Below are 25,108 nucleotides of genomic sequence, written 5' to 3' on the forward strand. Positions count from 1 at the left end.
GGGCATTAAGTTAAGGTAGCGATTTGACCACTGATAATCAAAAAAGTTTAAAATGCAGTGATCAGAGCTGCTTAAAAAAGCCATCTATCTGGTATTTGTATATAGTACAAACCCGCTACGGCCATTGGTATACGGGTATAACGACCAATGTTGAGCAACGTCTTGCTACGCACCAAGCGGGTAATGGTGCAAAAAACCTTAAAGGTAAAGGCCCACTTTTACTTATTCATCAGCACAGTGTTGGCAATAAAAGTGCAGCAAGTAAATTAGAATACCAAGTGAAAAAATTATCTAGGGCTAAAAAAGAAGCCTATGTAGCATCATTTAAGACGGGCTAAGTGGGAGTGGTGTTTTAGCAAGCTGGTTAATAAAGGCTTCTATTAATAGCACTGCATCAGTAAAAAGTTTGCTGTTAATATTCTCAGCGGTGTCATTACTTGTATGATGGGCACTGTCGTAGCCCATGCCAAAGTAAACATAAGGGATTTTTTGTCTTGCAAACGAATAGTGATCGCTCGCTTTATGCCAGTTTATATTTTTAGATTTTATATATCTGCTCATTTGCGCTGCGGAGTAAACCGGTTTTAAATTTACATTATTATTTTTAACGGCTAAAAACACACTATTTAAGGTGTTTTTTAACGATCTAGAGGTTAATACATATAAGTTGCTACGACGTTTTTTAACCCCTAGCATGTCTAAATTTATGTTCATAATAACGCTATTTGGTAGCAGTGTTTTGGCAAAATATTTACTGCCATGTAAGCCGTTTTCCTCTGCATCTGTGGCTACAAAGGTAAGAGAAAAAGGCAGTGGCTTATCATTAAATACGCTTGCTAAATAAATTAAAGCAGCAATACCGGTGGCATTATCATTTGCTCCAGGATGCAGTTTTCCGCCACGTTTACCTAAATGGTCATAGTGTGCGGTAATAATAATACGAGTGGCTTTTTGTAATGGGTCGCTTGCCTTTGTTACTGCCTCTAGAGCCCCTATGTTGGAACTAATAATATTAATACCACACGCTTGGCTAAATAGGCCCGATTTATAGCAAAATGGCTGCTCGACCACGTTATTATTAACTTGGCTTAATCTGTGTTTTATATAGCTTCTTGTAAGCTCTGCGCTTTGAGAACCTGTTTTTCTACCTGCAAGTTGCTGGTCTGCTAAGTAATATAAATCATCAATAAGTAGCTGCTGCGCCGTTTTACTATTAACAAAAGGGCTTAAAAGCAGAAAAATAATAACGACAGTTAATTGTTTAATGGGCACCTACCTTTGCGGTTAATGATTGCAGCGCTTTTAACTTTGCGCCATAACGTTTTTTGTCATGTAAAAAATCAGCATTTTTTCCGGCTTTACGCAAATGGTACTTTGCTTGCTTTGTATCGCCCCACTGAAAGTAAACTCGCGCCAAGCCAAAATGACTTTCGTGAAGTGTGGGGGATAATGTATAGGCCTTTTTAAAGTGTTTGAGTGCTTTAGCGTAATATTTATGTACGTACTCGGTATTACCAAGTGATATATGGTAATAAGGATTACTTTGGCGCTGTTTATCAAGCTGATTAAGTATTTGAGTTCCTTGCATCTCTCGCTCTGTAAGTAAGTACAACATAGCAAGATTACCTTGTGCTGTGTTGTTGTTTTTATCAAGATGAAGGGCATAATTATAAGCTTGCTCGGCTTCATTTAAATAGTTAAATTGCCTAAATAAAACACCTAAGTTCCCCCATGCAACGCTAAAATTAGGTGCTACCTTGGTTGCTGCATTAAAGTAGCTATAGGCTAATTCATATTGTTTATTTATTAGCGCAGTAGCACCTTTATTATTATAAAACATAGCGGTAACAGTATTTTTTGATAATCGTGTTGTTTTAAAGCGTGCTTGTCGGCTGTTAGAGTCAAAGTCGATAATTAAGCGCTGATCTCGTTGGTAAAATAAAGTGCCAGCATCTTTTATTAGAGGTTGGCTATTAAGGCTTAAATTTATGTGTCCGGTTAATAAATTAACGCCTTGATCAAGTGCCCAATATTCAGGGATATGTACTTTTTGAAATTGCGCTTTTAAGCCTAAGTGCTCCGCTAAGCTATACGCTAATATAGATAATGACAAACAGTTAGCGTTTAGATTTTGATAGCTTTGTGCAGCGGTTAAAGTGGCAGATGAGCGATAGGCAAGTGAGTCATCACCATTTTTTAATAAAAAGCTAAATATGCCTTGTGCAATATGTTGGGCTGAATTTTGACTGTTTAAATGAGAATCTAATTGCCGCGTTAAGCTGGTATCTAATTTAAATATTTCTGCTGGAGTTTCGATCTGTTGTAGCTTAAAGTTTGCTGGCTCAATGAGTTGCGGCAGCGCTAACTTTGGCGGTGAGCTACACGCACACAAAAAAAGTATAAAGCTAAATGATAAATAATATTTAAGTTGAGTGGCTTTCATATAACACCTCTAAGCAAAACTACTTACCAGTTAAGTGTAGTTGTAATTTTACTCAGAGGTATAATTTAAATGTTACAAAAAATGAGTTAGCGATTTGCCTCAAAAGTGGCAACAAGTGACGCAAGCGTTTGTGCGCTATTTGCTAAATCGCGAATAGCCTGCTCAGTATTTAATTGCTCATTCATCGACTTGTCGCTAATTTCACTAATTTGCTCAATATTACGTCCTACATCGGCTACTACATTACTTTGCTGCTCTGTTGCTGTTGCGATTAAGGTTGCCATATCATTAATTTGATTTGCTGTTTCAGTAATTGTATCAAGCAGCTCAACTGAGTTTTGCATTGCCCCTACACTTTGCTGAGCTTTACTTTTGGACTGACTAATATCGGTAACAACATCATTCGATATTTGGGTTAATTCTTCAATCATCGACTGAATTTCAGTGGTTGATTGTGAGGTACGATTAGCCAGCGCTCGCACTTCATCGGCAACAACAGCAAAACCGCGACCGTGCTCACCCGCACGCGCAGATTCAATAGCAGCATTAAGCGCAAGTAAGTTTGTTTGCTCAGAAATACCTCTAATTGAGTCAACAATACTAGCAATATCAAGCGTTTTTTTAGAAAGTAAGGTTACTTGCTCTGTAATGCCATCTATGTCGCTAGCAAGAGCTGCAATAGTCGTTTGGCTTTGCAGTACCTGTTGATGGCTTTTACTGGTGTTTTCACGGCTACTATTGGTTAACTTCGCCGTGTTGGCGGCACTTTGTGCTATTTCTTGTACTGTTGCGCCCATTTCGTTAATGGCGGCAGCAACCGATATTGTTTGCTCTTTTTGCTGATCAATTGCTTGTGAGTTATGTTTTGCTTGCGCAAACACGTGGTCAGAGCTTTGGCGGATCCCATGGCTTTCATGGGCAACTTGTTTAATTGCTGTGTCTATTTTTTCGATGAATTGATTAAAACCATCGGTTAAATTATTTAGCTCAGGTTGCGCAGAGTAAGGCAGTCTATATGCTAAATTAGCATCGCCTGTGCCTAAACGAGAGAATAGCTCGGCTATTTTCGACAGTGGCGACGACAATGAGCGAGCAAGCAAATAACTGATACAGCTCGCTATAAGGGCGATAATTATAGTGAAGGTTAAAATTTGCCATTCTAATTTACTCACACTCGAAAACACTTCGCTTTTAGGTACTTGGGCTACAACAAAAAGGTCAGTATTTTTTATTGGTGTTGCAGCAACCAGGGTGTCTTCACCGGCTAAGTTAATTTCTGCCAATGAAAAGCCATTACTATTTAATAATTTATTATGTATATTTTCGCCGTACAGGGCATCTATATTTACTTTAGCCACTTTATTGGCGTCTTTGTGTAACTGGATCAAGCCATTTTTATTGGCAAGAAAAACAAATCCAGATTGCTCAATCTTAAATTGCTGCAGTAGCTTTTGCATATCGGTAATGCTTTTAGCAAGCCCTGCCAAACCTAAACCATTGGGTTGCTGATGGTTAATAAACATTTTTACATCGTTAGCAGATTCTTGATAAATACTGATGTCATAAGGGCGCTTTGACTGTTTAAATGCGAAAAACCAGCCATCTGCGGCATCGTTTTTTAATACGCGTAAAAAGCCATTTTGGTTCCAGTATTGTGCGGTGTCTCTATTTGCCCATGATGCAGTAGCAAGATCGTACTGCTGTACTAATCTATTTAACTCATTAAGAATTTGAGAGTCGTCCTCGGTGGCTGAATTTGCCCAATCAATCAGAAATACATTTGAAGAAAGTTGTTCTGCGGCGCCTAAAAGCTCGTTTATTTCGCCACCAATATGGTTACTAATAGTTTGTAACTTGCTTGGAAGTTCAGACTCTATCATGCGCTTTTCGATGATATCCTCTGCGTTATGTAACGATGTTAAGCCTATGAGCGCGGCAACACAGATTGCTATAACACTGCCTAAAGCGGTGATTTTTTGAGTAATAGAAAGGTTTTGTATCATCATAAGGGTAATTTTGTTTACAACTGAACCAAGTAGGTGATTATTTTAACACATTATATATTTTGAGCGAGTGATGAATAGCGCGCCATACAGGTACGAAAAAGCCCACCGCAAAAGCAGGTGGGCTTGGTTTCTAACAAGTGAAACTTAGATTAACTTGGGATTAAACTATTTTTTTCATTGCTGACATGTAACCGCGTAATGTAGCGCCTACTTTTTCAACAGGGTGTTCACGTAATGCTGTATTAATTTGAATTAGCGTTTGGTTGTCTACTTGATTACTATGCTCACCTAAGCCTTTACCAATTACGTCGGTGTCAATTTTTTGCATAAAGTCTTGTAGTAAAGGTAAACATGCGTGGTTATATAAATAACAACCATATTCAGCCGTGTCCGAAATTGTACGGTTCATTTCAAATAACTTTTTACGCGCAATGGTATTAGCAATCAGTGGCGTTTCATGTAATGACTCATAATAAGCCGACTCTGCAATAATGCCTGCGGCAGTCATGGTTTCAAATGCAAGCTCTACGCCTGCTTTAACCATAGCGACCATTAAAATACCGTTATCAAAAAATTCTTGCTCAGCAATTTCAACATTGCCCGCTGGGGTTTTTTCAAAGTGAGTTTCGGCTGTTTCTGCGCGCCATTTAAGTAAGTTTGCATCATCATTATTCCAGTCTTCCATCATGGTACGTGAAAAAGTACCATCGATGATGTCATCTTGATGTTTGTTATATAGTGGGCGCATAATTTGTTTTAGTTCTTCGCTTAATTCAAACGCTTTTACTTTAGCTGGGTTTGAAAGACGGTCAAGCATATTGGTTACGCCACCGTATTTAAGGGCTTCAGTAATTACTTCCCAGCCGTATTGAATTAGTTTTGAGGCGTAACCTGCATCAATGCCTTTTTCAATCATTTTATCAAAACATAAAATAGAACCGGTTTGTAACATGCCACATAAAATGGTTTGCTCGCCCATTAAATCTGATTTTACTTCAGCAATAAATGACGACTTAAGTACGCCGGCTCTGTGGCCGCCAGTACCTGCAGCATAGGCTTTAGCTTGAGCTAAACCATGGCCTTGTGGGTCGTTTTCTGGGTGTACAGCAATTAGAGTTGGTACGCCAAAACCACGCTTGTATTCTTCACGCACTTCAGAGCCTGGGCATTTAGGTGCTACCATAATAACGGTAATGTCGTCGCGTACTTGCATACCTTCTTCAACAATATTAAAGCCATGAGAGTAGGCAAGGGTTGAGCCTTGTTTCATTAGTGGCATAATTGCGTTTACCACTGAAGTATGTTGTTTATCAGGCGTTAAATTTAATACTACGTCGGCAGTTGGAATTAGTTCTTGGTAAGTGCCTACAGTAAAGCCATTTTCAGACGCGTTTAAAAATGATTGACGACGTTCACTAATGGCCGAGTCACGCAGCGTATACGACACATCTAAACCAGAATCACGTAAGTTTAAGCCTTGGTTTAAGCCTTGTGCGCCACAGCCTACAATAACCAGTTTTTTACCTTTAAGAGCATCAACGCCGTCAGTAAACTCGTCTGCGTTCATAAATTCACATTGGGCTAATTGCGCCAATTGTTCGCGTAAGGGTAAGGTATTAAAATAATTCGCCATGTTAGTGTCCTATTGATTCAGTTTGTTAGATGCATTGCTGTTGCTTTGCTTAACTCAACCATATGAAAAATCTTTTCTTGCGTAAACTGATATATTTGCATTAGAGTGTTTCATAATATGAAATACTGAGTTGGTTATGGATCACAAGCATTTAAATTACTTTTTAGCGTTGGCAAAAACATTGCACTTTTCGCGTGCCAGTGAACTTTGTCATATAAGTGCGCCGACATTGAGCCGTAATATTAAGCAGCTTGAAAGCGAAGTGGGGGTAATGCTATTTTTACGTGATAACCGCAGTGTAAAATTAACCCGCGAAGGGCTGGCATTTATTGACTACGCCACATCCACATTGGCTAATTGGCAGCGCTTTAAAGCGAACCTAAAAGAGCCACAGCAGTATATTTATGGCAACGTGAGTATTTATTGTTCAGTAACCGCGTCGTACAGTTTTTTACATCATATTTTAGAGCAGTTACGCGCTCAACATCAGCATATAGAAATCACCCTAAATACCGGCGATCCTGCGCTGGCAATAAACCGTGTTTTAGATGGCCACGAATCTATGGCTATTGCTGCTAAGCCAAATAAGTTACCTGCACAAATTGCCTTTGTTGATATTGGCTATTCACCGCTGGTATTTATTGCGCCTAAAATTGCGTGCTCAATTACGCAAAAGCTTGCTAGTAATACACCTAGTATAGATTGGTCAGAGCTTGAGTTTATTGTGCCAGAGCAAGGGTTTGCTAGGCAACGCTTGGAGCAGTGGTGGCGAAAAAATAATATTCAGGGAAAAATTTATGCACAAGTAGCAGGGCACGAAGCGATGGTATCTATGGTGAGCCTTGGCTTTGGTATAGCAATGATCCCTAAAATAGTTTTAGATAACAGTCCACTACAAGACAAAGTACACGTTTTACAAACAAATACACATGCACCTAAAGGTATTGATATTGGCTTGGCAGTATTACATAAGGAATTAAACGACCCGGCTATAAGTGCCTTGTGGAATATAGCGCAAAATATGGGTGAAAAAATAATTTAATGCAATACACTTACTAAGGTTGCTCTTAGTATAAAAGCCCAGATAGCGTAAGCCTTTAATCTACCGCTCCTCTATTGCCTATCAATAGAGCTGTTAGGCTAAGCATATAAGCCGCAAAGTAATCATAATTGTATAAAAGTTGTTAATGATTGTAACTGCCTAGAGCTTGTTCTCAATGACCTTGCTACTATGGATAAATGGCCTTTTTATATATGTACGATGAACACAATGCGGTTTTATTTTATAATAATATTATTAATCTCTCTTTCGTTTAATGCTCAGGTATTAGCGCAAAGTGACGAGCCTGTAGATGCACATATATCTACAGAGCAACTGCATTTAAGTATGAGTATAGGGGCGGGAGTAATAACTAATCCATTATATGGTGCAGATAATATTCCGTTGGTGATCATTCCTCAAATAGCCTTTTATGGGCAACAGTGGTTTTTTGATAATGGCCGAGTTGGCTACTCGATTAAACAAACGCAACAGCATAACTTAAGCCTAGTAACAGAATTAAACCCTGAGTCGCGTTTTTTTATTGATTGGCACCCGCAAAATATATTTGCGCTAAAAAGTGCTAGTTCAAATAATCAATTTACCCAGTTAGAAACAGATACCTCGCCTCAACAAATAAATATTAATAATATTAGTAAGCGCAAGCTCGTTTTAGATGCAGGTATTAGTTACTCCTTTGTAGCTGAACAGCAGATGTTATCCGTGCAAGCATTGCACGATGTAAACTCAGCTTATAATGGTTGGCGAGCTGCAATACAATGGCAGTATCATGGGCAAGTAGGTAATTTGCAATTAAAGCCCACTGTGGGAGTTAATTATAAGTCTGCGCAATTAAACGACTATTATTACGGTTTAAACAGTGATGAAACACTGTTAGGTAAAATAGTAGTTGGTAGTAGTTGGCAACCTTATGCTAAAATCGATGCCCGCTGGCCCCTTAGCAAGGCCAACGCTCTTCGTTTTCATTTAGCATATTATGACTATTCGGCTATGGATAGTAGCCCGCTGTTTGAACGTCATTATTCAACGACTGCCTTTATAGGATTTGAACATACTTTTTAATATGAAGTATTTAATCTTTTTTGTGTTTATTTCTTCACTACTTAGTGGCGTTAGCGTGGCGCAAACAATTCTTGATGTATCTCCCAAAGTTTGTGTTGTCTCTGAACAGCATGATTTTTGCGATCTCAATTTGCAGTTTAAATGGCAGCAGTTAGCGGTTAAAGATGTGTGTTTGTATCAACAAAATATGCAAATACGATGCTGGCAACAGCAAGGTTCTGGTCAGTTTAGCTATAAAGCGCGTGTTCAGGTGGAGACCATATACTCCCTGATCAATCCTCACACCGGTGACTCACTTGCGAGCGTACTCGTTGAAGTACAAAGTGCCCATACTAAAAAACAGTATCGGCTGCGTTCACCGTGGAGCTTTTTTTAATTTAGGAGTAGTAAATGCCAAAAATATTACTTGTTGAAGATGATCTTGGTTTACAGCAATTAACCAAAGATTACCTCGAACATAATGGCTTAGAAGTCGACGTACTAGATCGTGGTGATGAAGTGTTTACTTACCTTGAAAGTAATCCCGTCGACCTGATTATTTTAGATGTAATGCTGCCAGGTAAAGATGGCTTTAGTGTTTGCAGACAAGTACGTGATAAATACACCACTCCTATTTTAATGTTAACGGCCAAAGGTGAAGACTTTGATCAGGTAATAGGGCTAGAGCTTGGCGCTGATGACTATGTTATTAAACCGGCTGAGCCACGTGTATTATTAGCAAGAATTAGCGCATTATTACGCCGTGGGCAACCTAACTTAAAAGCCACCGAAGAGCTGCAGTTTGGCGACTTATTTATTGATAAAACCAGCCGTATTGTTAAGTTATCGGGTGCAGAAATAGTCCTAACCTCACATGAATTTGAATTACTTTGGCTACTAGCATCAAATGCCGGAGAAGTATTGAGCCGCGAACATGTGCACCAACATATGATAGGGCGACAATACGATGGCCTAGATCGCACCGTAGATGTACGCGTTTCAAGAATTCGCAAAAAACTGGGCGATAACAGCGACAAACCTTATCGGATTAAAACTGTTTGGGGGCAAGGCTATTTATTTGTTTCTGACGCGTGGGATATGTAATTAATGCTTAGTGTTAAGCTGCGTTAATGGGCAAGCTGTTTATAAGCCTGTATGTGTATATTATTGTCTCGTTATTTATTGTCAGCGGGGTAATTGAACAGCTTTGGCCATATGAAGAATCGCAGCAGCAGGTGCTACTCGACGATGAGTTTGGCCAGTCTTTGTGGCTATTATCACAAACCCCTAATGGGCTTACAAAGCTAAAAAACCATTTTTCTAGTCAAGTAATTGCTCAGCGCGATTTAATATTACCCGCCGAGCAACAAGCTCAGCTATTAAAAAATCACTACCTTTATTTATATGATAAACAACAGCGCATAGTTTGGTATGTTCAACTTAACGCCACACAACTATTACAGGTTGGCCCTATAGGGGGGGCAGCCAAGCCCGTTGCCTCTGTTTTACCCTACTTATTGCTGTTATTAATTGTAGGCATTCCTGTTGGTTTGTGGAGTTTTTTACTGTGGCGAGACTTTGCTAAGCTGCGTAATGCATGCGAGGCCGTAGGTGGCTCACAGGACTTTCAATTAACAGATAGCTCTAAATCATTTTTTTTACCTATAACGGGCACCTTGCAAGTGATGCAGCAGCGAATTGAGTTTTTATTAACCGCGCAGCAAGAGCTTACCTCATCGGTATCGCATGAATTTAGAACGCCACTGGCGCGGTTAAAATTTGCCATTGCAATGCTTCAAGACCGAATGCTCGATGATAAAGCCGAAAAATACTTAGCTAATATGCAAGTCGATATAAATGAACTTGAGGCACTGGTTTCTGAAATGCTTGAGTATGCACGTTTAGATTCACAGCAACCGAGTTTACAGCTGATCAATTGTAATTTAGTGGCAGTGGTTAAAACGGTGGTTGAAAAACTCAGTTTTGATACGCGAATAAAGTTAAGCACTACATTACCCAGTGAACTGATTTACCGCTGCGACAGTCACTTTATGGCGAGAATAATGCAAAACTTGGTAGGTAATGCTTTAAAGCATGCCAATAATAGTGTGCAAATAACCTTATTAGCGCAAGCTAATAATATAGTTTTTATTGTTGAAGATGATGGCAATGGTATTGCTGAAGTTGAGCGTGAAAACGTATTTAAGCCATTTACTCGATTGGATAAAAGTAGAGATAAAAAAACCGGTGGGTTTGGCTTAGGGTTGGCTATTGTCAGTAAAATTATTTCTTGGCATCAAGGTCAGTGTACAATTGAAGATTCAAGCTTAGGCGGAGCTAAATTTATTGTCAGCTTACCGATTAATAAATAGCAGCTTTTAATACATAAATAAAAAGTACATAAATAAAAAGTACACAGATAAAAAACACTCAATAAAAAAGCGCCCTTGTTAACAAGGGCGCTTTTTTGGGTTTTAATCAAAATCAACAAGTAGCAAAGTAATAGACAGCCCCTTTATAAAAAAGTTCTTAATTTAATTATTTTTCTTTTCTAGTAATGGCATTAACATTTGCTCTAGCCCATTGAGCTTTACCTCATACATCATGGCTAGTTGGCTGCCTAGCTTTGAGTCGGGAAACCCTTGTTGTTTAAACCATACTAAATAGGGCTCGGGTAAAAGCAGTAAAGGGCGGCCTGCGTACTTTCCAAAGGGCATAATAGTATTAACGGCAATTTTTAGCTGTGTAGGATCCATTGGCTTTAAAGGTTTTATAAAACATAGCTAAGTGTAAGGTATATTAAAGAGATAAAATAGGCTGTGACGGGCAAGTAACAGCCTATTTAACGAGGGAGCAGGCCCTCTGGATTAATATATTTTATTAGTAAGCCCTTCGTTAGCTGGAGTCTAACTAGGGGCAGGTGCTTGCGCTAATATTTACCAATAGTCTTTAGTTTACCTGCTTTTTTCTATGTTAGAGAATTAGCTTGTAAAAGAATGTAAATTCAAATTAGTGCTGCTTTACGAAAATAATTTTTGTTTAACGTGCTCAGCAAAACCACTACCGGCTTCTAAGTAAAAGTTATAGGTAGAATTTACACCCATTTCTTCTAACTCTTTTTGCTGATCAGGGTAGTTAGCAATAGCGGTAACTTGCCCTTTATAACCCGATGCTTTTAATTGCTCTAACGCAAAAATATTTTGCATATGCTGTGGCATTGTTAGCATGACCATTTCAACACGAGAGTGATTTACGCGCTGCCAAAAGTCAGGGTCGGTCGCATCTGCTATTAATACATTTCTTCCGCGTTTTATGTGCTTATCAACTACTTCAGGCTTTATGTCTATACCTGCAACTAGCTGTGGGTGCGTAGCATTTATTGTTTCATAAGCACCTGTGCCAATTCTGCCCATGCCAAATATAACAATTTTAGTGTCGTTAAGGTTAACAGGCAGTTCTTCGGATAAACGAGTTTTACTTTCAAACTTTAGTAGCCAAGGCTCTATTTTTGCGTAAATTTCGTTAGAGCGCTTATTTAAAGGGGATGCAATAATAAAGGTAATTGATACGGCAATTGCAATAACGGCTAACCACTCAGAGGTGATCATGCCTGTAGAGGCGGCTACAGCGCAAACTATTAAACCAAACTCGCTATAATTAGCTAAACTAAAAGTGGTTAGCAATGAGGTGCGAGCACGTAAGTTAAACATGTTTGTTAGCACATAATATAAAAACGTTTTGATTGGTAATACTAACACCAATAATAATGCGGCAAGTAATGAGCTGGTGGTAAGCTCTGCGTTTAAACCTATTGTTAAGAAAAAGCCAACCAATAAAATATCTTTTAAATTAAGTAATGACTTAGAAAGTTCACTGGCCTTTTTATGAGGCGCAATCATCATACCTATTATTAATGCCCCTAAATCACCTTTTAAACCAACTAGCTCAAATGCATGATAACCAGCCACAAGTGCAAAGAAAAACCCAAATAATGGCAGGAGTTCGCCGTGTTTAGAGCGGTTTAGTATCCACCCCATAACTGGGCGTACTAGCGGCAGTGAAATAATAAGTACCAAAGCCCAAATATTAGGGATTTTACCTGTGCTAATAGCTAAAAATACCACGGCAAAAATATCTTGCATAACTAAAATACCAATGGCTACTTTTCCGTGTAAGCTGCCCATTTCACCGCGTTCTTCTAACACTTTAACAGCAAAAACGGTACTAGAAAAACTCAATGCAAAGCCAACTAATAAAGCGCTTTGCCAGCTCAAATCAACAAATAATGGTAGTGCAAATAGGCTAAGTAATAGCATAAAGCCACTAAATAACGCACTACTCAAAATAATATGTAAAGTAGCAGAAGCCCACACTTGTGGTTTCATTAAGCTATTTACTTTTAGCTTTAAACCAATACTAAATAATAAAAGCGTAACGCCTAAGGTAGCAATGGTGTTGAGTAATTCGGTGCTTTTATAGCCCGCTAAATTAAGCGCGAATCCCGCAAGTAAAAAACCGATAAGAGGAGGGAGCTTTAGCTGATAAACAGCAAAGCCAAACACAAACGCGGCGGCAAAGTAAATTAGTTCCATAATTATAAATATCACTTCATTGGGAGGTTTAGTGTAACGAAAAATCAATACCATTGAAAATAAATATACAAATACTCACCATTTTATTCATACAATAAGTCCTTCATAAAAGATTAGGCTTAAGCGCCGTTTAATCAAATACTTGCTCTGTTGCGTATGAAAAATGGACATTTAACACTTATTTAATCGTAAACAGCATGTAAATAGTAGTTTTTCACTGACAAGAGCATTTAAATGTGGTTAAGATGCGCTAACGACGAAGTTTAAGTTAGAGCACATTATAGAGCCGCTCAGCTTAAGGAGAAAAATATGTTTAAAAAGATTTTAGCATCGGTTGGTATTGGTGCCGCCAAAGTAGACACTATTTTAGAAACAGAGCACCTTCAGCCTGGGCAATTATTTAATGCGCAAATCGTTATTACAGCTGGTGATGTAAGCCAAGAAATTGCAGGGTTAGATTTACTATTAATGACGCGAGTTAAAGCATCAAATGAAGATGGTGACTATTTTACCAACCACGTTATAGAGCAGTGGCGCATTACAGATATAGGCACGGTAGAGCCAGGGGAAGTTAAAACGATTCCTTTTCAAGCACGGTTGCATTCAGAAACACCTATTACTGAAATTAATGCAGGGTATAACCAATCTTATGTTTGGCTTGAAACTGGGCTGGACATTGATTTAGCGCTTGATCCAAGTGATAAAGACCATTTACATGTGTACCCCAATGAAGCTGTTAAAACGTGTATGCAGGCCATGGAAAAGCTAGGTTTTAGCCTAACTAAAGCTGATGTTGAAAAAGGCCATTTGCGCGCATCAACGTTTCAATCAGTGTCTGGTTGTTATCAAGAGCTAGAATACAAGCCTAACAGCCGCAGTTTATTTGGAGTGAAAGAAATTGAATTATCATTCATTCCAGAAGCACATAAAACCCATGTGTTAATTGAGTTAGATAGAGCATTTAAAGGCGATGGTTATGTAGATTTAACCATAGAGCACGACCATGTAAATCTCTCGCAATTATGCGATCAGTTAGAGCGACTATTTACCTAAGGTAGATAATTACTTAAAACAAACCCAGCTTATGCTGGGTTTTTGTTTTAAGCCATTTTATTATATAGCATAGCGGTTAATTAAGCCCCTAGCTGCATTACTGCTATTATGCCTAGCCCTAATAACGTATAGGCTTTTATGTCTATTAGAGCCAACGACAGGAGTTACAATGGCGTTTAAATGTGAAACTTTTACTGCGCTCAATACGCAAACCTTATTCTCCATAATGCGTGGGCGCGTAGAGGTATTTGTAGTTGAGCAAATGTGCCCTTATCCAGAGCTTGACGATAATGATATAGCACCAAGTACCTTGCATATTTACACTGTGAAAAATAATACGCTACAAGCTTATGCTCGATGCTACGAAAAAAACGCAAAATACAGTGCGATCGGTCGCGTGTTAGTCACTAAAGAGGAGCGAGGCAGAGGATTGGCTCAGCAATTGGTTACAGAGGCCATTAATTGCTGTAAAAGCCAATGGCCAGAACGTGATATTTATATTGGTGCACAAACGTACTTACTGGAGTTTTATCGCTCATTCGGATTTGAAAGTATTAATGCTGAATATTTAGAAGATGGCATTGCTCATCAAGATATGGTTTTACAACTAGTACCTTGATTAAAAAAGCCCACAATGTGGGCTTTTTTGTTGTTAAGAGCAGAAACTAACTTTAGCTTAATAATGAATGTAAAAATACCAGGCCTATCGCCAGTGGGCATACAAACTTAGTGTACCAAGGCCATACTTTCCAAAATAAGGTATTGTGTACTTCAGGGTTACCTTCTTGAATGGCCTTTAGTAATGAGCCTCTTGACCAAATCCAGCCTACGTATATACAACACATAAGACCTAATAATGGCTGTGCCACTTTAGTGGTTAAGGTGATCACTAAGCCAAACAGTAACTCTAAGTTACACACTATCGTGATGCTCACTAGAGTGATTAATGCACCAATTACCCAAGTGGCCTGTAAGCGAGACATTGCAAAGCGTTCTACCGTATAAGATACCGGCGCTTCGAGCATTGAAATAGAGGAGGTGAGTGCTGCAATGCTCATTAGCGCAAAAAACGCAAAGCCAACAAATAACCCCATACCACCCATACCATCAAAAAGTGCAGGTAATACTTGAAATACTAATGTGTCTTCAGAGAGGAGCTTTCCGGTAGTCGGTGAGAAAATCTCAATCCCTTGTGCTTGTGCTACATACATAGCAGGAATGATTAATAACCCTGCGACAAAAGCAATAAATACATCAATAAGCGTGACATAAGCACCTAACGAAACTAAGTTCTCTTTTTTACTAATATACGAGCCATAAATAATCATCACACTGGTACCTAGTGATAATGAAAAGAATGCTTGCCCTAGTGCACTAACTAACAAGTTAGCATCAAAAACAGATGAAAAATCAGGTACTAAATACGCCTTTAAGCCTTCAATAGCGCCATCTTGGGTCATTACATAAATAATTAACGCAAATAAAATGCTGAGCAAAGCAGGCATTAAACGTTTTGACCATTTTTCGATTCCGTTTTCAACGCCACGACTAATAATAGCAACGGTTAGTACAATAAAAATCATAGTGAAAATGATGTTTCTGCTAAGTGACTGTTCACCTAGCCAAGCAGATGCAGAGTTTGCGCCTACTAACGTTGTAATAGGTTCTACTGTTGCACTTAGCATCCAACCAGCAACAATGGCATAAAAGCTTAAAATAAAGCCAGCACATAAAATACCGCCAAAACCAACCGCAAAAGAAAAATGTTTTTGCCAAGGTTTATTAGATATTTTTCTAAGTGAAGAAACCGCATTTGCTTGGCCATGACGACCAATCATTAGCTCCGCCATTAAAGCAGGATAAGCCAAAAAGAATGCCAGTACTAAATACGCAATTAAAAATGCGGCACCACCATTACTTGCGGTTTGTGTAGGGAAACCCCAAATGTTACCTAAACCTACAGCAGATCCTGCGGCGGCCATTATAAAACCAAAGCGAGAGCTAAACTCGCCTCTTACTGCACTCATATTATTGTACTTCTCTATTTTGTGACGGCGCAGACAATCTACTGGAAATGTAAAAAAATAAAAAGTGCTAATTTGCTGATCTAGCACAATTACTTTATTAAACTCTGTGTTATGAACATAGATTTTAGTTTAGTAACTTAAAACTAAAAATTAACAGCTTGATATTGTTTAATAATTGTTAATTTACAGTGTGTAGCCTTTACTTTACACTAGGGTGTTGTTGAGCTATTTTCAGGGTAAAACAAGCTCCACCTAACTGCTTACTTTTGCCTGCATAAACACGGCCGTGATGCCAGTCAGCTACTTTTTCAACAATTGCTAATCCGAGGCCATAACTTTTATCAGCTCGATTACGGTGGTTGTTTTCGCGAAAAAAAGGGCTAAATACTTTGCTAAAGTTTTCAGCTGCTATGCCTGGGCCATCGTCCTCTACGGTAATAATAATATGTTGCTCATTGACAGTGGCACTTACATAAATATGTTGCAGGGCAAAGTCGCAGGCATTATTAATTAAATTAGTAACGGCTCTGGCAAGCCAATGTAAGTCGGCATAAATAACATCGTTACTGCTATTAAGTTGCACACTGAGTTTGTGGGAGTCTAATTTAGGCGATAGCTGCGCTAAAATATCTTCAAAGTAGCTGCGCATATGGGTTGCAGAGTAGGTTAAGCGGTTGGCATTTTGTTCTAGCGTGGCAAAGGCTAGGTAGCTTTTTAGCATAGACTCCATATGGTCTAAGTCATTTTCCATGCGGGTTAAATATTGCTTCACTTTTGGCATGTCATTGCTATCTATTGCAGCATCTAAACCAAATCGCAGGCAAGCTATGGGGGTGCGAATGTCATGGGATAAACTCGAAGCCATTAGCTTATTTTCAGCAACCAGCTTTTCTATTTGACTCGCCATACGGTTAAAGGTGAGCTCTACATCTTTTATATACGTGAAATGAGAGACTTTGATACGAGTTTTAACATCACCCGATGCAAATTTTTTAGCTGCTTCATTTAACACGCTCAAGCGTTTGGCTAAGGGATAAATAATAAAGCCCATAAATACACACAGCCCAGCGTAAAATAATAAGGTTAGAATAATATCGTCGCGTTGCTCTGCTTCAAATGAGTTATCGAGGCGCATAGATAAATGATAAGGGCTTAATGCTTGGTTGCTATAAAGCATATGAAAACCCTGTTCGCCCTCTAAAATTAACCCACCATGGGTTTGCATTTGCATAAGTAAGGCTGGGCTAAGCGCTAAAGTGTCGTTTAGCTTATAGGTAAGCGGCAGGCTAAAGTCGTTGGCTAACTTTGTAACATAATTACTGCGCTGTGCAGGGGGGAGAGTAGTAAGCTGCTTGCTAAACCCTGCAATCATTTTACTTTGCATGCTAAATTCGTCTAAAGGGGCGTGTGTATTTTGACTAAAAGCGTCAATAAGCCAGCCTAAAACAATAATCGAAAGCAGTGCGCTGCTAAGCAGTGCAATATAAAACTTTTTCATTTGTAGCTACCAAGCAGTGGCAACGAGTAAATAACCTCGTCCCCAAATTGTTTTAATTTTTTCAGGGTTTTGCGGATCGTCATTAAACTTTTTACGCAGCGCAGAAATTAGCACATCAACACTTCTATCAAGGCCGTCGTACTCGCGTCCTTTGGTTGCTTTAAACACCGCATCGCGTGATACAACTTGCCCTGCGTTACTGGCTAAGTAATGCAGCAATAAATACTCAGCGCTAGATATATTTATATCGATATCGTTAAGCTTAACGCTTCGCGACTCACTATTAATGCTCAAAGCCCCCACATTAATAATACTATGCTGTTTATGAGATTGGCTGCTTTGGATGGTAAGTCTAAGGGCAGACTTTATTCTTGCTAGTAATGCACGAGGGCGTACCGGTTTCATTATGTAGTCACTGGCACCTACCTCTAAGCCAATCACTTCATCCATTTCGTCATCAAGAGCTGTTAGCATAATAATAGGAGCTTGATAAAAGCTACGTAGCTCGCGACAAACGCTTATGCCGTCTAACCCAGGAAGCATAATATCAAGTAGTATTAACTGCGGTTTCAAGGTTTTAACTTGGCCAACAACTTCATCACCGCGATGACAAACATGTACACAATAGCCTTGCTCTGTTAAATATTCAGCCACCCATTGTGCCAAAGAAATATCATCTTCAACGAGTAAAATAGTACCGTAATTATCCATAAGACTTCCTTATTAAAACAATCGCCAACGGCGTTTTTTCTGCCTGTTTTGATAAACCCACTGTAACTTTACTTCAGTGGTGGCTATGACTTTTGCAGTATTACTATCAAATAATTCAAATGATAAGCTCTGCTCAGAGTCAAATGCATAATTAAAAACGCCGTGTTGCTGCTTAAGCCAACATTGCATAATATATTTTGAGGTAGCGTCTCGTAAGCAGTAGTTACCTATTGTGGGCTGCTGCCATGATAAAACCACTTCAGTATAACAGTGGCGGCCTTCACGTAGTGCCACGCAGGTATTAGGTATTGCACTAAGTGCGGTTACCTCTTGGGGCACCTCGGCGAGTAAACTGCCAGGGTAAGCTAATAGTAAATAACACCAGCGTCTAAAATACATAACGCACGCCTAGCTTGGCTTTGTGTTGGTACCCTTGAGAAATAATAGGGCTGTCGTCAATTTCTTTAGAAAATAAAGTCGTTAACCAGCCGGCTAAAAACACCCAGTCTTGGTTAAGCGGGTACTCAGCATGAAACTCAAGCATAATGCTGCTGCTGGCATTGGTTTTATAGGCAGGACGCAGCAAGGTAACTTCACTTTGCTCAATACCAAAATAATAGTTAGTAAAGTCAGCAGAGTAGGCACTAAAGCCTATGCCTGAGCGAAACTCCCAGTTACGCCAAGGTTGTATTTTGCTAAAAAAAGAATTAAATACCCAGCCATTGTGGGCGTTTGAAATGTCATGCAAAAATTCAATAGAAACCTGTGAGCCATCAAATCTGTGGGTAAATCTAAGGCCTGTATTAAAGTCATACTTACGCTTTTTAATGCCGCGTAATTCCTCAACCACACCATTGTTATAAAACCCCAAGCCTTTTTGACCAAACCCAGCTTGGGCGTTAGCACCGATTATATCGAGCTCCCAATTATATTTGTTAATTAGACTGTAGCCTATAACAAGGCCGCCGCTGAGTTGGTTATGGTCATAATCGAGATAAAAGTTATCAAAAGAAACCGCAAGGCTGAGATCTAATTCAATACCATCGTCATAGGAGTCCATGCCGATAAGGTAAGAGTCTTCAATATAATAACCAGTACCGGCGCTCCAGTCCCATGCAAAGCCTTGAATAGGCTCTAAGGTGTTATCAGCATAATAGCGGTTACTGGCAGTACTATGGGCACTAAATACACAGGCAAATAATAAGCAGGTGTAACATAAAAAATAGCTAAGTATTGAGTGCTTCATCCTTGGAACCTAAATAAGTAATGATTATAAAGCGTAGTATATTGTTAAACGTTCCTTTAAACCTGTAAAAAAATGTAGTGTTTAACTTACGCTTATATCACTTTAATTTTGTCGATTAATATACTGCTTAAATAAAACTGCATCATTGGTGCTAAAGCACTTATTTCTGTGCGAGTACACGGGCCTTGCACTTTAGTCAGTGTGCTAAGCTTGCTCATTGTATTATATTTAGGAATAGTTACCTTTGTATTTGCCTCGGCGCGTGCTAAACGAGCTTGTTCGGTATTTTGCTGGTGGACAAAGGCGACTACTTCAAGTTCATTAGTGATTTTTTGCTCTTCGGTAAAGCTATAAATCAGTGATTCACGATGAAAGCTAGTACTATCTAAAGATGATTTTGCAAACCAAACAACATCACCAGAGGCTTTATGCGTTAAGCGCATGCTAACTTGCGCTAAAATAGTTGCACACTGCTGGGTTGGAAATTGCTGTGCAACTTTAGAGTATAGAGCATAAGGTTGTTTGGGCTGATTTAACGTGTATTTACTATCATCGGTAAATGACAGATCAACTTGATGAATAGCAAGTGTGTAATCACTATCGTTTTTAGTAGTTACTTTTAGTTGTTTGTCATTGAGCGCTTGGCTTATTTGCGCCAGTAAAGTGTCGGTTACACTTACTCTGTCGGTAACAATTTTAACCGTTTGGTTTTTCATTACTTTATGAGCTGGTAATTGCACTGACTTTACTTTAGGCGAGGTGTGTTGTGCCTCATACTCCAGTTGGTATGTTTGGCTTTTTAACATTGGCTTTAAGGGCATTGCCAATGGCTCAGCAGGCTGATTTGTTGTTGTGGTTATAGTGCAACCCGATGAAAATAATATAAAAAGTGGTACAACTAAAAAACGCATAAATACTTCACACTCAGTAAAAGGCCAATAATCAACATATTGTACGTTAGTCTTGACAAAAGTTCATGATATTATATGCATAGAAGCAATTAAAAAAAGAAAAAACAGCCACCGATGAAGTACCTTAATTACTCGATTTATTACCTGCTCGCCTTTTGTATTTTAATAACCCACTCAGAGGTTGCTGCAAATGTAGATCCAGATTGGCCTGCATTTGTAAAAAAATATGGGCGTTACGCAGAAAAAAAGCTTAAACGAAAAGGTATACCTGGCGCGGCTTTATCGATTGTTAATATGCAGTCGAGTGATTATATTCATACCATGGGCTTTACCAAAGTGGGTAGCTCTCAAAGGGTTAATCAACATACACGTTTTAGATTAGCATCAGTATCTAAAACCTTTGCAGGATCGTTAGCTGCTAAGCTTGCAAGTGAAGGGGAAATAGATTTATACCAGCCTATTAGCGACTATATTCCTGAATTTTCTAACACCGACTACAAAGATAATTTAAAGGTTTATCATATTTTAAGTCACTCTAGTGGCCTAGTTCCCAACGCCTACGATAACCTAATTGAATCACGAATGAGTTATCCAGATATTGTTGAAAAGCTACTTACGGTAGCGCCCATATGCGATCCTGGGCAGTGTTATGGCTATCAAAATGTGATGTTTAGTTTAATTGACGATGTAATTTTAAGGAGTACTCATAAAAGTTACTCTCAGTGGCTAAATGACGCTATTTTTACCCCCTTAAAAATGCATGACACTAGTTTAGGCTACGACGCTATGGTGCAAGATAAAAACTACGCATTTCCACATGTAAGAGGGAAAAAACGCTGGTATAGCGCTAAGCTGAAAAAAAATTATTATAAAGTAGCCCCCGCTGCAGGCATAAATGCCAGTGCCGCCGATATGGCAATATGGCTAAAGGCGCAGTTAGGTCAGTACCCAAATGTATTATCGCTCGATGCATTAGCGGTACAAACACGTCCCTATACGCATACCAAAAAAGAGCAATACCGACGAGTATGGAAAGGTCATCTTAGTGAGACTTTTTATGGGCTAGGTTGGCGGGTATATAACTACGATGATGAAACTCTTTATTACCATAGTGGTTGGGTGCAAGGCTATCGCACCGATTTAGTGGTTTTTCCTCATTTAAATGTGGGTTTTAGCTTAATAATAAATGCCGAAACTGGGGTGATAAATGAACTTACAACAGAGTTTATAAATAGAGTGCTTAAATATAAGCGAGGCTAAAAATCATGATTAAAGATAAAAGGCTTTTAATCTTGGCGCTACTGGTTATGGTGTTTAATAGCCAATTTGTATTTGCCGCCCCAGATAAGATTTATTTATTTCGCCACAGTGAAAAACAAGCCGGTAAAAACCCGTCGCTTACAGTGCTTGGCGCACAACGTGCACAGTATTTGGTACAGTTAATAAAACAACATAAAAACGTGCAGCTATTTAGCAGCAATTATAAGCGTACATTACAAACAGCAGCGCCAATGGCTACTTACTTAAGCACTACAGTAAAAATGTATGATGCAGCTGATTTAGCTTCACTTGAAAGTAAACTACTAAAATTACAGGGTGTTGTAATTGTTGTAGGACACAGTAACACCACGCCTGAACTTACGGCACTGCTTTCAAAAGGTACGGTGAGTGCTATGTCTGAAGATGAGTTTTCGCGCTATTACATACTAGATAAAATACGCGATAAAGCCCCAAAAGATGCACCACAATATAGGGTCAGTGAACTCACTATGGATTTTAATCATTAATTTAAAAGTGACAGATAATAAAAAACCAGCGGGTGCTGGTTTTTTTATATTACCGGGTAAATCCTACAAGTAGGTGTTTAGCCACGCGGTAATTTAATTTTTTTCTCTTCACTTTGGCGGTAAAGCACAATAGTGTGACCAATTGATTGTAATTTAGTTGCACCAGTTTCACGCACAATTGCTTCAAAAATGAGCGCTTTAGTTTCGCGATCATCAGTTGGAACCTTCACTTTAATTAATTCGTGAATTTCTAATGCGCTTTGAATTTCTACTACTACGCCTTCGGTTAAACCGTTAGAACCTAGTAAAACTACAGGCTTGAGGCTATGTGCCTGACCTTTTAAAAACTGCTTTTGTTTGTTTGATAATGTCATGTTTATACAAATTTTGCTGAATATGGCTTGAATTAAGGGTATTCTACCGCCATCTAAAGAATATTACTAATTAGTTGCGTGTTAATTTATGACAAATAAAAAACAGTCAGCCAGTTCACAGCGATGGCTGAAAGAACATTTTGATGATAAATATGTTCAAGAGGCGCAAAAAAAAGGTTGGCGTTCTCGAGCTGTTTTTAAATTAGATGAGGTCCAAAGTAGAGACAAGTTACTCCGCCCAGCAATGACTGTTGTTGATTTAGGGGCTGCACCGGGTAGTTGGTCACAATACTTGGCAGAAAAAGTAGGAGATAAAGGACAAGTTATAGCGTGCGATATCCTCCCTATGGATTCATTAGCGGGTGTTGACTTTTTACAAGGCGACTTTCGTGAAGAAGCAGTGTTAAGTGCATTGTTAAAACGTATTGATGGCAAAAATGTTGATGTGGTACTCTCTGACATGGCACCAAATATGAGTGGTAACAATTCAGTTGATCAAGCTGGTAGCATGTATTTGGTCGAGCTTGCACTGGATATGTGTAATCAAGTATTAAAGAAAAATGGTGCATTTATTGTTAAAGTATTCCAAGGTGAAGGCTTTGATCAGTTCTTGCAAGATGTACGTAATAGTTTTAAAACAGTGAAGATACGTAAACCAGATGCCTCGCGCGCCCGTTCACGGGAAGTATATATAGTAGCGACTGGATATAAACTGTAGTACAGTTGTTGGGCGTTTAGTTGAATTTAAATTAATTGGATACAAGAGGTTAACCCCTTGAGCGATATGGCAAAAAATCTAATACTCTGGCTGGTTATTGCAGTTGTGCTGATGTCAGTATTTCAGAGCTTTAATGGCGGCGATCAAGTAGATCGTCAAACAAGTTATAGTCAATTTGTTAAAGATGCCCGCAGTGGCTCTATACAAGAAGTGGCAATTGAAAGTACCAGTGGCACAATTACAGGTACTAAAACCAGTGGCGAACGTTTTCAAACGATTATGCCTATTTACGACAAAGACATTTTAAATGATTTGTTAAAAAGTAACGTCAATGTGAAAGGGGTTAAACCTGAAGAGCAGTCATTTTTAGCAAGTATATTTATTTCTTGGTTCCCAATGATACTGCTTATTGGTGTGTGGATATTTTTCATGCGTCAAATGCAAGGCGGTGGCGGTAAAGGCGCAATGTCGTTTGGTAAGAGCAAAGCGCGCTTAATGAGCGAAGATCAAATTAAAACCACTTTCGCCGATGTTGCTGGCTGTGATGAAGCAAAAGAAGATGTATCAGAATTGGTAGATTTTTTACGCGACCCATCAAAATTCCAAAAATTAGGTGGCAGCATTCCTAAAGGCGTGTTGATGGTTGGTCCTCCTGGTACAGGTAAAACGTTACTTGCTAAAGCCGTTGCTGGTGAAGCAAAAGTGCCGTTCTTTACTATTTCTGGTTCGGACTTTGTTGAAATGTTTGTTGGTGTGGGCGCATCTCGCGTACGAGATATGTTCGAGCAAGCTAAAAAAGCATCACCCTGTATTATCTTTATTGATGAAATAGATGCTGTAGGTCGTAAACGTGGTGCTGGTATGGGCGGCGGTAACGACGAACGTGAGCAAACGCTAAACCAAATGCTAGTAGAAATGGATGGTTTTGGTGGTAACGAAGGTATTATCGTTATTGCTGCAACTAACCGCCCAGACGTATTAGATCCAGCCTTACTTCGTCCGGGTCGTTTTGACCGCCAAGTTGAAGTTGGCTTACCTGATATTCGTGGTCGTGAGCAAATACTTAAAGTACATATGCGTAAAGTGCCATTAGGCGACAACGTTGAAGCAGCTTTAATTGCACGCGGTACACCGGGTTTTTCAGGTGCTGATTTAGCAAACCTAGTCAACGAAGCTGCACTCTATGCGGCACGCGGTAATAAACGTGTTGTTAGTATGGCTGAGTTTGACGCTGCTAAAGATAAAATCATGATGGGCGCTGAGCGCAAAACCATGGTGATGAGCGAGCAAGAAAAAGCCATGACAGCGTACCACGAAGCTGGCCATGCTATTGTTGGTCGTATGGTGCCAGAGCATGATCCTGTTTATAAAGTATCTATAATTCCACGTGGCCGTGCGCTAGGTGTAACTATGTACTTGCCTGAACAAGACCGTGTAAGCCATTCGAAAGAATTGCTAGAGTCGATGATCTCAAGCCTGTATGGCGGACGTATCGCAGAAGCACTTATTTATGGTGCAGATAAAGTAACCACAGGTGCTAGTAACGATATTGAACGTGCGAGTGATATTGCCCGTAAAATGGTAACGCACTGGGGTTTAAGTGAAAAACTTGGACCACTACTTTACGCAGAAGATCAAAACGATATGTACATGGGCGGTGGCCGCTCTATGAGTATATCGGACGAAACAGCTAAAATTATCGATAGCGAAGTACGCTTATTATCAGATCGTAACTATCAGCGAGCAGAAGCGATATTAAAAGAAAATATCGATATTCTACACGCAATGAAAGATGCGCTGATGAAGTACGAAACGATTGATGCTAAGCAAATTGATGATTTAATGGCGCGCCAAGAAGTTCGTGAACCACGCGATGCGCATGACCGCCATGAAAAAAAGCCAGTTAAAGAAGATGTTTCAGCAGAAAAATTAGTTGATGAAGATCAAAAACCAACTGATGAAGCTAAAAAAGATGAAACAAACCTTGATGACAAAGCTGAATAATCGT

The 25,108-nt window shown here is 39.2% G+C and carries 25 protein-coding genes; 12 read left to right on the top strand and 13 right to left on the bottom strand.

Features of this window, described 5'->3' with window-relative positions:
- The first annotated feature begins 23 nt into the window (after positions 1–23).
- Positions 24–338, top strand: coding sequence for a GIY-YIG nuclease family protein (locus PNIG_RS04450; protein WP_089367892.1), 315 nt, complete (start codon positions 24–26; stop codon positions 336–338).
- Here PNIG_RS04450 and PNIG_RS04455 read toward each other — a convergent pair.
- The 4 genes from PNIG_RS04455 to ilvC all read right to left on the bottom strand — a co-directional run bounded on the left by PNIG_RS04455 (position 325) and on the right by ilvC (position 6,082).
- Positions 325–1,272, bottom strand: a complete 948-nt coding sequence (locus PNIG_RS04455) for a M28 family peptidase (RefSeq protein WP_089367893.1) — start codon at positions 1,270–1,272, stop codon at positions 325–327. The two genes, PNIG_RS04450 and PNIG_RS04455, sit on opposite strands and share 14 nt — an antisense overlap.
- Entirely contained in the window at positions 1,262–2,443 is a 1,182-nt protein-coding gene (locus tag PNIG_RS04460; RefSeq protein WP_089367894.1) for a tetratricopeptide repeat protein, read from the bottom strand. The genes PNIG_RS04455 and PNIG_RS04460 overlap by 11 nt, the downstream gene beginning before the upstream one ends.
- Before the next feature lie 86 nt (positions 2,444–2,529).
- Positions 2,530–4,449 (bottom strand): methyl-accepting chemotaxis protein, encoded by a 1,920-nt coding sequence (locus PNIG_RS04465; protein WP_089367895.1) that lies wholly within the window; start codon positions 4,447–4,449, stop codon positions 2,530–2,532.
- A 160-nt stretch (positions 4,450–4,609) separates the two neighbouring features.
- Positions 4,610–6,082, bottom strand: coding sequence for a ketol-acid reductoisomerase (gene ilvC, locus PNIG_RS04470; RefSeq protein WP_011327542.1), 1,473 nt, complete (start codon positions 6,080–6,082; stop codon positions 4,610–4,612).
- Positions 6,083–6,218: 136 nt separating this feature from the next.
- On the opposite strand from ilvC, the gene ilvY reads away from it, so the two are divergent.
- The 5 genes from ilvY (at position 6,219) to PNIG_RS04495 (ending at position 10,555) form a co-directional block, all read left to right on the top strand.
- A complete protein-coding gene (gene ilvY / locus PNIG_RS04475) occupies positions 6,219–7,124 on the top strand; it encodes an HTH-type transcriptional activator IlvY (RefSeq protein WP_011327543.1) in 906 nt (301 codons plus the stop codon).
- Positions 7,125–7,352: 228 nt separating this feature from the next.
- Positions 7,353–8,204 carry a MipA/OmpV family protein gene (locus tag PNIG_RS04480; RefSeq protein WP_089368939.1) on the top strand — a complete coding sequence of 284 codons (852 nt, stop codon included), beginning with the start codon at positions 7,353–7,355 and terminating at the stop codon, positions 8,202–8,204.
- A gap of 1 nt (position 8,205) precedes the next feature.
- Positions 8,206–8,580, top strand: coding sequence for a DUF3019 domain-containing protein (locus tag PNIG_RS04485; RefSeq protein WP_172459237.1), 375 nt, complete (start codon positions 8,206–8,208; stop codon positions 8,578–8,580).
- A 14-nt stretch (positions 8,581–8,594) separates the two neighbouring features.
- Positions 8,595–9,287 carry a response regulator gene (locus PNIG_RS04490; protein WP_011327546.1) on the top strand — a complete coding sequence of 231 codons (693 nt, stop codon included), beginning with the start codon at positions 8,595–8,597 and terminating at the stop codon, positions 9,285–9,287.
- Positions 9,288–9,313: 26 nt separating this feature from the next.
- Positions 9,314–10,555, top strand: coding sequence for an ATP-binding protein (locus tag PNIG_RS04495; protein ID WP_089367896.1), 1,242 nt, complete (start codon positions 9,314–9,316; stop codon positions 10,553–10,555).
- 162 nt (positions 10,556–10,717) lie between these two features.
- Here PNIG_RS04495 and PNIG_RS04500 read toward each other — a convergent pair whose 3' ends face one another.
- Positions 10,718–10,939: a DUF3820 family protein gene (locus tag PNIG_RS04500; RefSeq protein ID WP_041454363.1), complete on the bottom strand. Its 222-nt coding sequence runs from the start codon at positions 10,937–10,939 to the stop codon at positions 10,718–10,720.
- 264 nt (positions 10,940–11,203) lie between these two features.
- Positions 11,204–12,775 (bottom strand): cation:proton antiporter family protein, encoded by a 1,572-nt coding sequence (locus PNIG_RS04505; protein ID WP_041454668.1) that lies wholly within the window; start codon positions 12,773–12,775, stop codon positions 11,204–11,206.
- 309 nt (positions 12,776–13,084) lie between these two features.
- Between PNIG_RS04505 and PNIG_RS04510 the strand changes: the two genes are divergently transcribed.
- Together PNIG_RS04510 and PNIG_RS04515 are read left to right on the top strand one after the other, a co-directional pair.
- Positions 13,085–13,828, top strand: coding sequence for a sporulation protein (locus tag PNIG_RS04510; protein ID WP_011327550.1), 744 nt, complete (start codon positions 13,085–13,087; stop codon positions 13,826–13,828).
- A 169-nt stretch (positions 13,829–13,997) separates the two neighbouring features.
- Positions 13,998–14,447: a GNAT family N-acetyltransferase gene (locus PNIG_RS04515; protein ID WP_086993505.1), complete on the top strand. Its 450-nt coding sequence runs from the start codon at positions 13,998–14,000 to the stop codon at positions 14,445–14,447.
- Between the two features lie 52 nt (positions 14,448–14,499).
- Here PNIG_RS04515 and PNIG_RS04520 read toward each other — a convergent pair whose 3' ends face one another.
- The 6 genes from PNIG_RS04520 to PNIG_RS04545 form a co-directional block, all read right to left on the bottom strand.
- Positions 14,500–15,855 carry a sodium-dependent transporter gene (locus PNIG_RS04520; protein ID WP_089367897.1) on the bottom strand — a complete coding sequence of 452 codons (1,356 nt, stop codon included), beginning with the start codon at positions 15,853–15,855 and terminating at the stop codon, positions 14,500–14,502.
- Between the two features lie 199 nt (positions 15,856–16,054).
- Positions 16,055–17,353: an ATP-binding protein gene (locus PNIG_RS04525; RefSeq protein ID WP_089367898.1), complete on the bottom strand. Its 1,299-nt coding sequence runs from the start codon at positions 17,351–17,353 to the stop codon at positions 16,055–16,057.
- 6 nt (positions 17,354–17,359) lie between these two features.
- On the bottom strand, positions 17,360–18,064 hold the full coding sequence (locus PNIG_RS04530; RefSeq protein ID WP_089367899.1) for a response regulator: 705 nt from the start codon (positions 18,062–18,064) through the stop codon (positions 17,360–17,362).
- Between the two features lie 12 nt (positions 18,065–18,076).
- Entirely contained in the window at positions 18,077–18,463 is a 387-nt protein-coding gene (locus tag PNIG_RS04535) for a DUF3019 domain-containing protein (RefSeq protein ID WP_041454364.1), read from the bottom strand.
- Positions 18,453–19,310: a MipA/OmpV family protein gene (locus PNIG_RS04540; RefSeq protein WP_086993499.1), complete on the bottom strand. Its 858-nt coding sequence runs from the start codon at positions 19,308–19,310 to the stop codon at positions 18,453–18,455. Before PNIG_RS04540 ends, PNIG_RS04535 begins: the two co-directional genes overlap by 11 nt.
- 92 nt (positions 19,311–19,402) lie before the next feature.
- Entirely contained in the window at positions 19,403–20,221 is an 819-nt protein-coding gene (locus PNIG_RS04545) for a hypothetical protein (RefSeq protein WP_089367900.1), read from the bottom strand.
- 114 nt (positions 20,222–20,335) lie between these two features.
- Here PNIG_RS04545 and PNIG_RS04550 point away from each other — a divergent pair, with 114 nt between their 5' ends.
- Both PNIG_RS04550 and PNIG_RS04555 read left to right on the top strand, forming a co-directional pair.
- The gene (locus PNIG_RS04550) at positions 20,336–21,481 is read left to right on the top strand and encodes a serine hydrolase domain-containing protein (protein ID WP_089367901.1); all 1,146 of its coding nucleotides are present in this window, start codon (positions 20,336–20,338) and stop codon (positions 21,479–21,481) included.
- Positions 21,482–21,486: 5 nt separating this feature from the next.
- On the top strand, positions 21,487–22,008 hold the full coding sequence (locus PNIG_RS04555) for a SixA phosphatase family protein (protein WP_011327559.1): 522 nt from the start codon (positions 21,487–21,489) through the stop codon (positions 22,006–22,008).
- A gap of 77 nt (positions 22,009–22,085) precedes the next feature.
- Here PNIG_RS04555 and yhbY read toward each other — a convergent pair whose 3' ends face one another.
- Positions 22,086–22,382 (bottom strand): ribosome assembly RNA-binding protein YhbY, encoded by a 297-nt coding sequence (gene yhbY, locus PNIG_RS04560; RefSeq protein WP_011327561.1) that lies wholly within the window; start codon positions 22,380–22,382, stop codon positions 22,086–22,088.
- 88 nt (positions 22,383–22,470) lie between these two features.
- Between yhbY and rlmE the strand changes: the two genes are divergently transcribed.
- Positions 22,471–23,100, top strand: coding sequence for a 23S rRNA (uridine(2552)-2'-O)-methyltransferase RlmE (gene rlmE, locus PNIG_RS04565; RefSeq protein ID WP_011327562.1), 630 nt, complete (start codon positions 22,471–22,473; stop codon positions 23,098–23,100).
- Positions 23,101–23,157: 57 nt separating this feature from the next.
- Positions 23,158–25,104 (top strand): ATP-dependent zinc metalloprotease FtsH, encoded by a 1,947-nt coding sequence (gene ftsH, locus PNIG_RS04570; protein ID WP_172459236.1) that lies wholly within the window; start codon positions 23,158–23,160, stop codon positions 25,102–25,104.
- Positions 25,105–25,108: the final 4 nt, after the last annotated feature.

It is taken from the genome of Pseudoalteromonas nigrifaciens, assembly GCF_002221505.1.
Taxonomy (GTDB): Bacteria; Pseudomonadota; Gammaproteobacteria; order Enterobacterales; family Alteromonadaceae; genus Pseudoalteromonas; species Pseudoalteromonas nigrifaciens.

What these genes read in the sequence shown, in the direction of transcription:
- rlmE (WP_011327562.1), top strand. Translation starts at nt 22,471, where the DNA reads ATGACAAATAAAAAACAGTCAGCCAGTTCACAGCGATGGCTGAAAGAA.
- PNIG_RS04460 (WP_089367894.1), bottom strand. Translation starts at nt 2,443, where the DNA reads ATGAAAGCCACTCAACTTAAATATTATTTATCATTTAGCTTTATACTT.
- PNIG_RS04490 (WP_011327546.1), top strand. Translation starts at nt 8,595, where the DNA reads ATGCCAAAAATATTACTTGTTGAAGATGATCTTGGTTTACAGCAATTA.
- PNIG_RS04505 (WP_041454668.1), bottom strand. Translation starts at nt 12,775, where the DNA reads ATGGAACTAATTTACTTTGCCGCCGCGTTTGTGTTTGGCTTTGCTGTT.
- yhbY (WP_011327561.1), bottom strand. Translation starts at nt 22,382, where the DNA reads ATGACATTATCAAACAAACAAAAGCAGTTTTTAAAAGGTCAGGCACAT.
- PNIG_RS04520 (WP_089367897.1), bottom strand. Translation starts at nt 15,855, where the DNA reads ATGAGTGCAGTAAGAGGCGAGTTTAGCTCTCGCTTTGGTTTTATAATG.
- PNIG_RS04480 (WP_089368939.1), top strand. Translation starts at nt 7,353, where the DNA reads ATGCGGTTTTATTTTATAATAATATTATTAATCTCTCTTTCGTTTAAT.
- ilvY (WP_011327543.1), top strand. Translation starts at nt 6,219, where the DNA reads ATGGATCACAAGCATTTAAATTACTTTTTAGCGTTGGCAAAAACATTG.
- PNIG_RS04510 (WP_011327550.1), top strand. Translation starts at nt 13,085, where the DNA reads ATGTTTAAAAAGATTTTAGCATCGGTTGGTATTGGTGCCGCCAAAGTA.
- PNIG_RS04495 (WP_089367896.1), top strand. Translation starts at nt 9,314, where the DNA reads ATGGGCAAGCTGTTTATAAGCCTGTATGTGTATATTATTGTCTCGTTA.
- PNIG_RS04530 (WP_089367899.1), bottom strand. Translation starts at nt 18,064, where the DNA reads ATGGATAATTACGGTACTATTTTACTCGTTGAAGATGATATTTCTTTG.
- PNIG_RS04545 (WP_089367900.1), bottom strand. Translation starts at nt 20,221, where the DNA reads ATGCGTTTTTTAGTTGTACCACTTTTTATATTATTTTCATCGGGTTGC.
- PNIG_RS04540 (WP_086993499.1), bottom strand. Translation starts at nt 19,310, where the DNA reads ATGAAGCACTCAATACTTAGCTATTTTTTATGTTACACCTGCTTATTA.
- PNIG_RS04500 (WP_041454363.1), bottom strand. Translation starts at nt 10,939, where the DNA reads ATGGATCCTACACAGCTAAAAATTGCCGTTAATACTATTATGCCCTTT.
- PNIG_RS04485 (WP_172459237.1), top strand. Translation starts at nt 8,206, where the DNA reads ATGAAGTATTTAATCTTTTTTGTGTTTATTTCTTCACTACTTAGTGGC.
- PNIG_RS04515 (WP_086993505.1), top strand. Translation starts at nt 13,998, where the DNA reads ATGGCGTTTAAATGTGAAACTTTTACTGCGCTCAATACGCAAACCTTA.
- PNIG_RS04555 (WP_011327559.1), top strand. Translation starts at nt 21,487, where the DNA reads ATGATTAAAGATAAAAGGCTTTTAATCTTGGCGCTACTGGTTATGGTG.
- PNIG_RS04465 (WP_089367895.1), bottom strand. Translation starts at nt 4,449, where the DNA reads ATGATGATACAAAACCTTTCTATTACTCAAAAAATCACCGCTTTAGGC.
- PNIG_RS04550 (WP_089367901.1), top strand. Translation starts at nt 20,336, where the DNA reads ATGAAGTACCTTAATTACTCGATTTATTACCTGCTCGCCTTTTGTATT.
- PNIG_RS04525 (WP_089367898.1), bottom strand. Translation starts at nt 17,353, where the DNA reads ATGAAAAAGTTTTATATTGCACTGCTTAGCAGCGCACTGCTTTCGATT.
- ilvC (WP_011327542.1), bottom strand. Translation starts at nt 6,082, where the DNA reads ATGGCGAATTATTTTAATACCTTACCCTTACGCGAACAATTGGCGCAA.
- PNIG_RS04535 (WP_041454364.1), bottom strand. Translation starts at nt 18,463, where the DNA reads ATGTATTTTAGACGCTGGTGTTATTTACTATTAGCTTACCCTGGCAGT.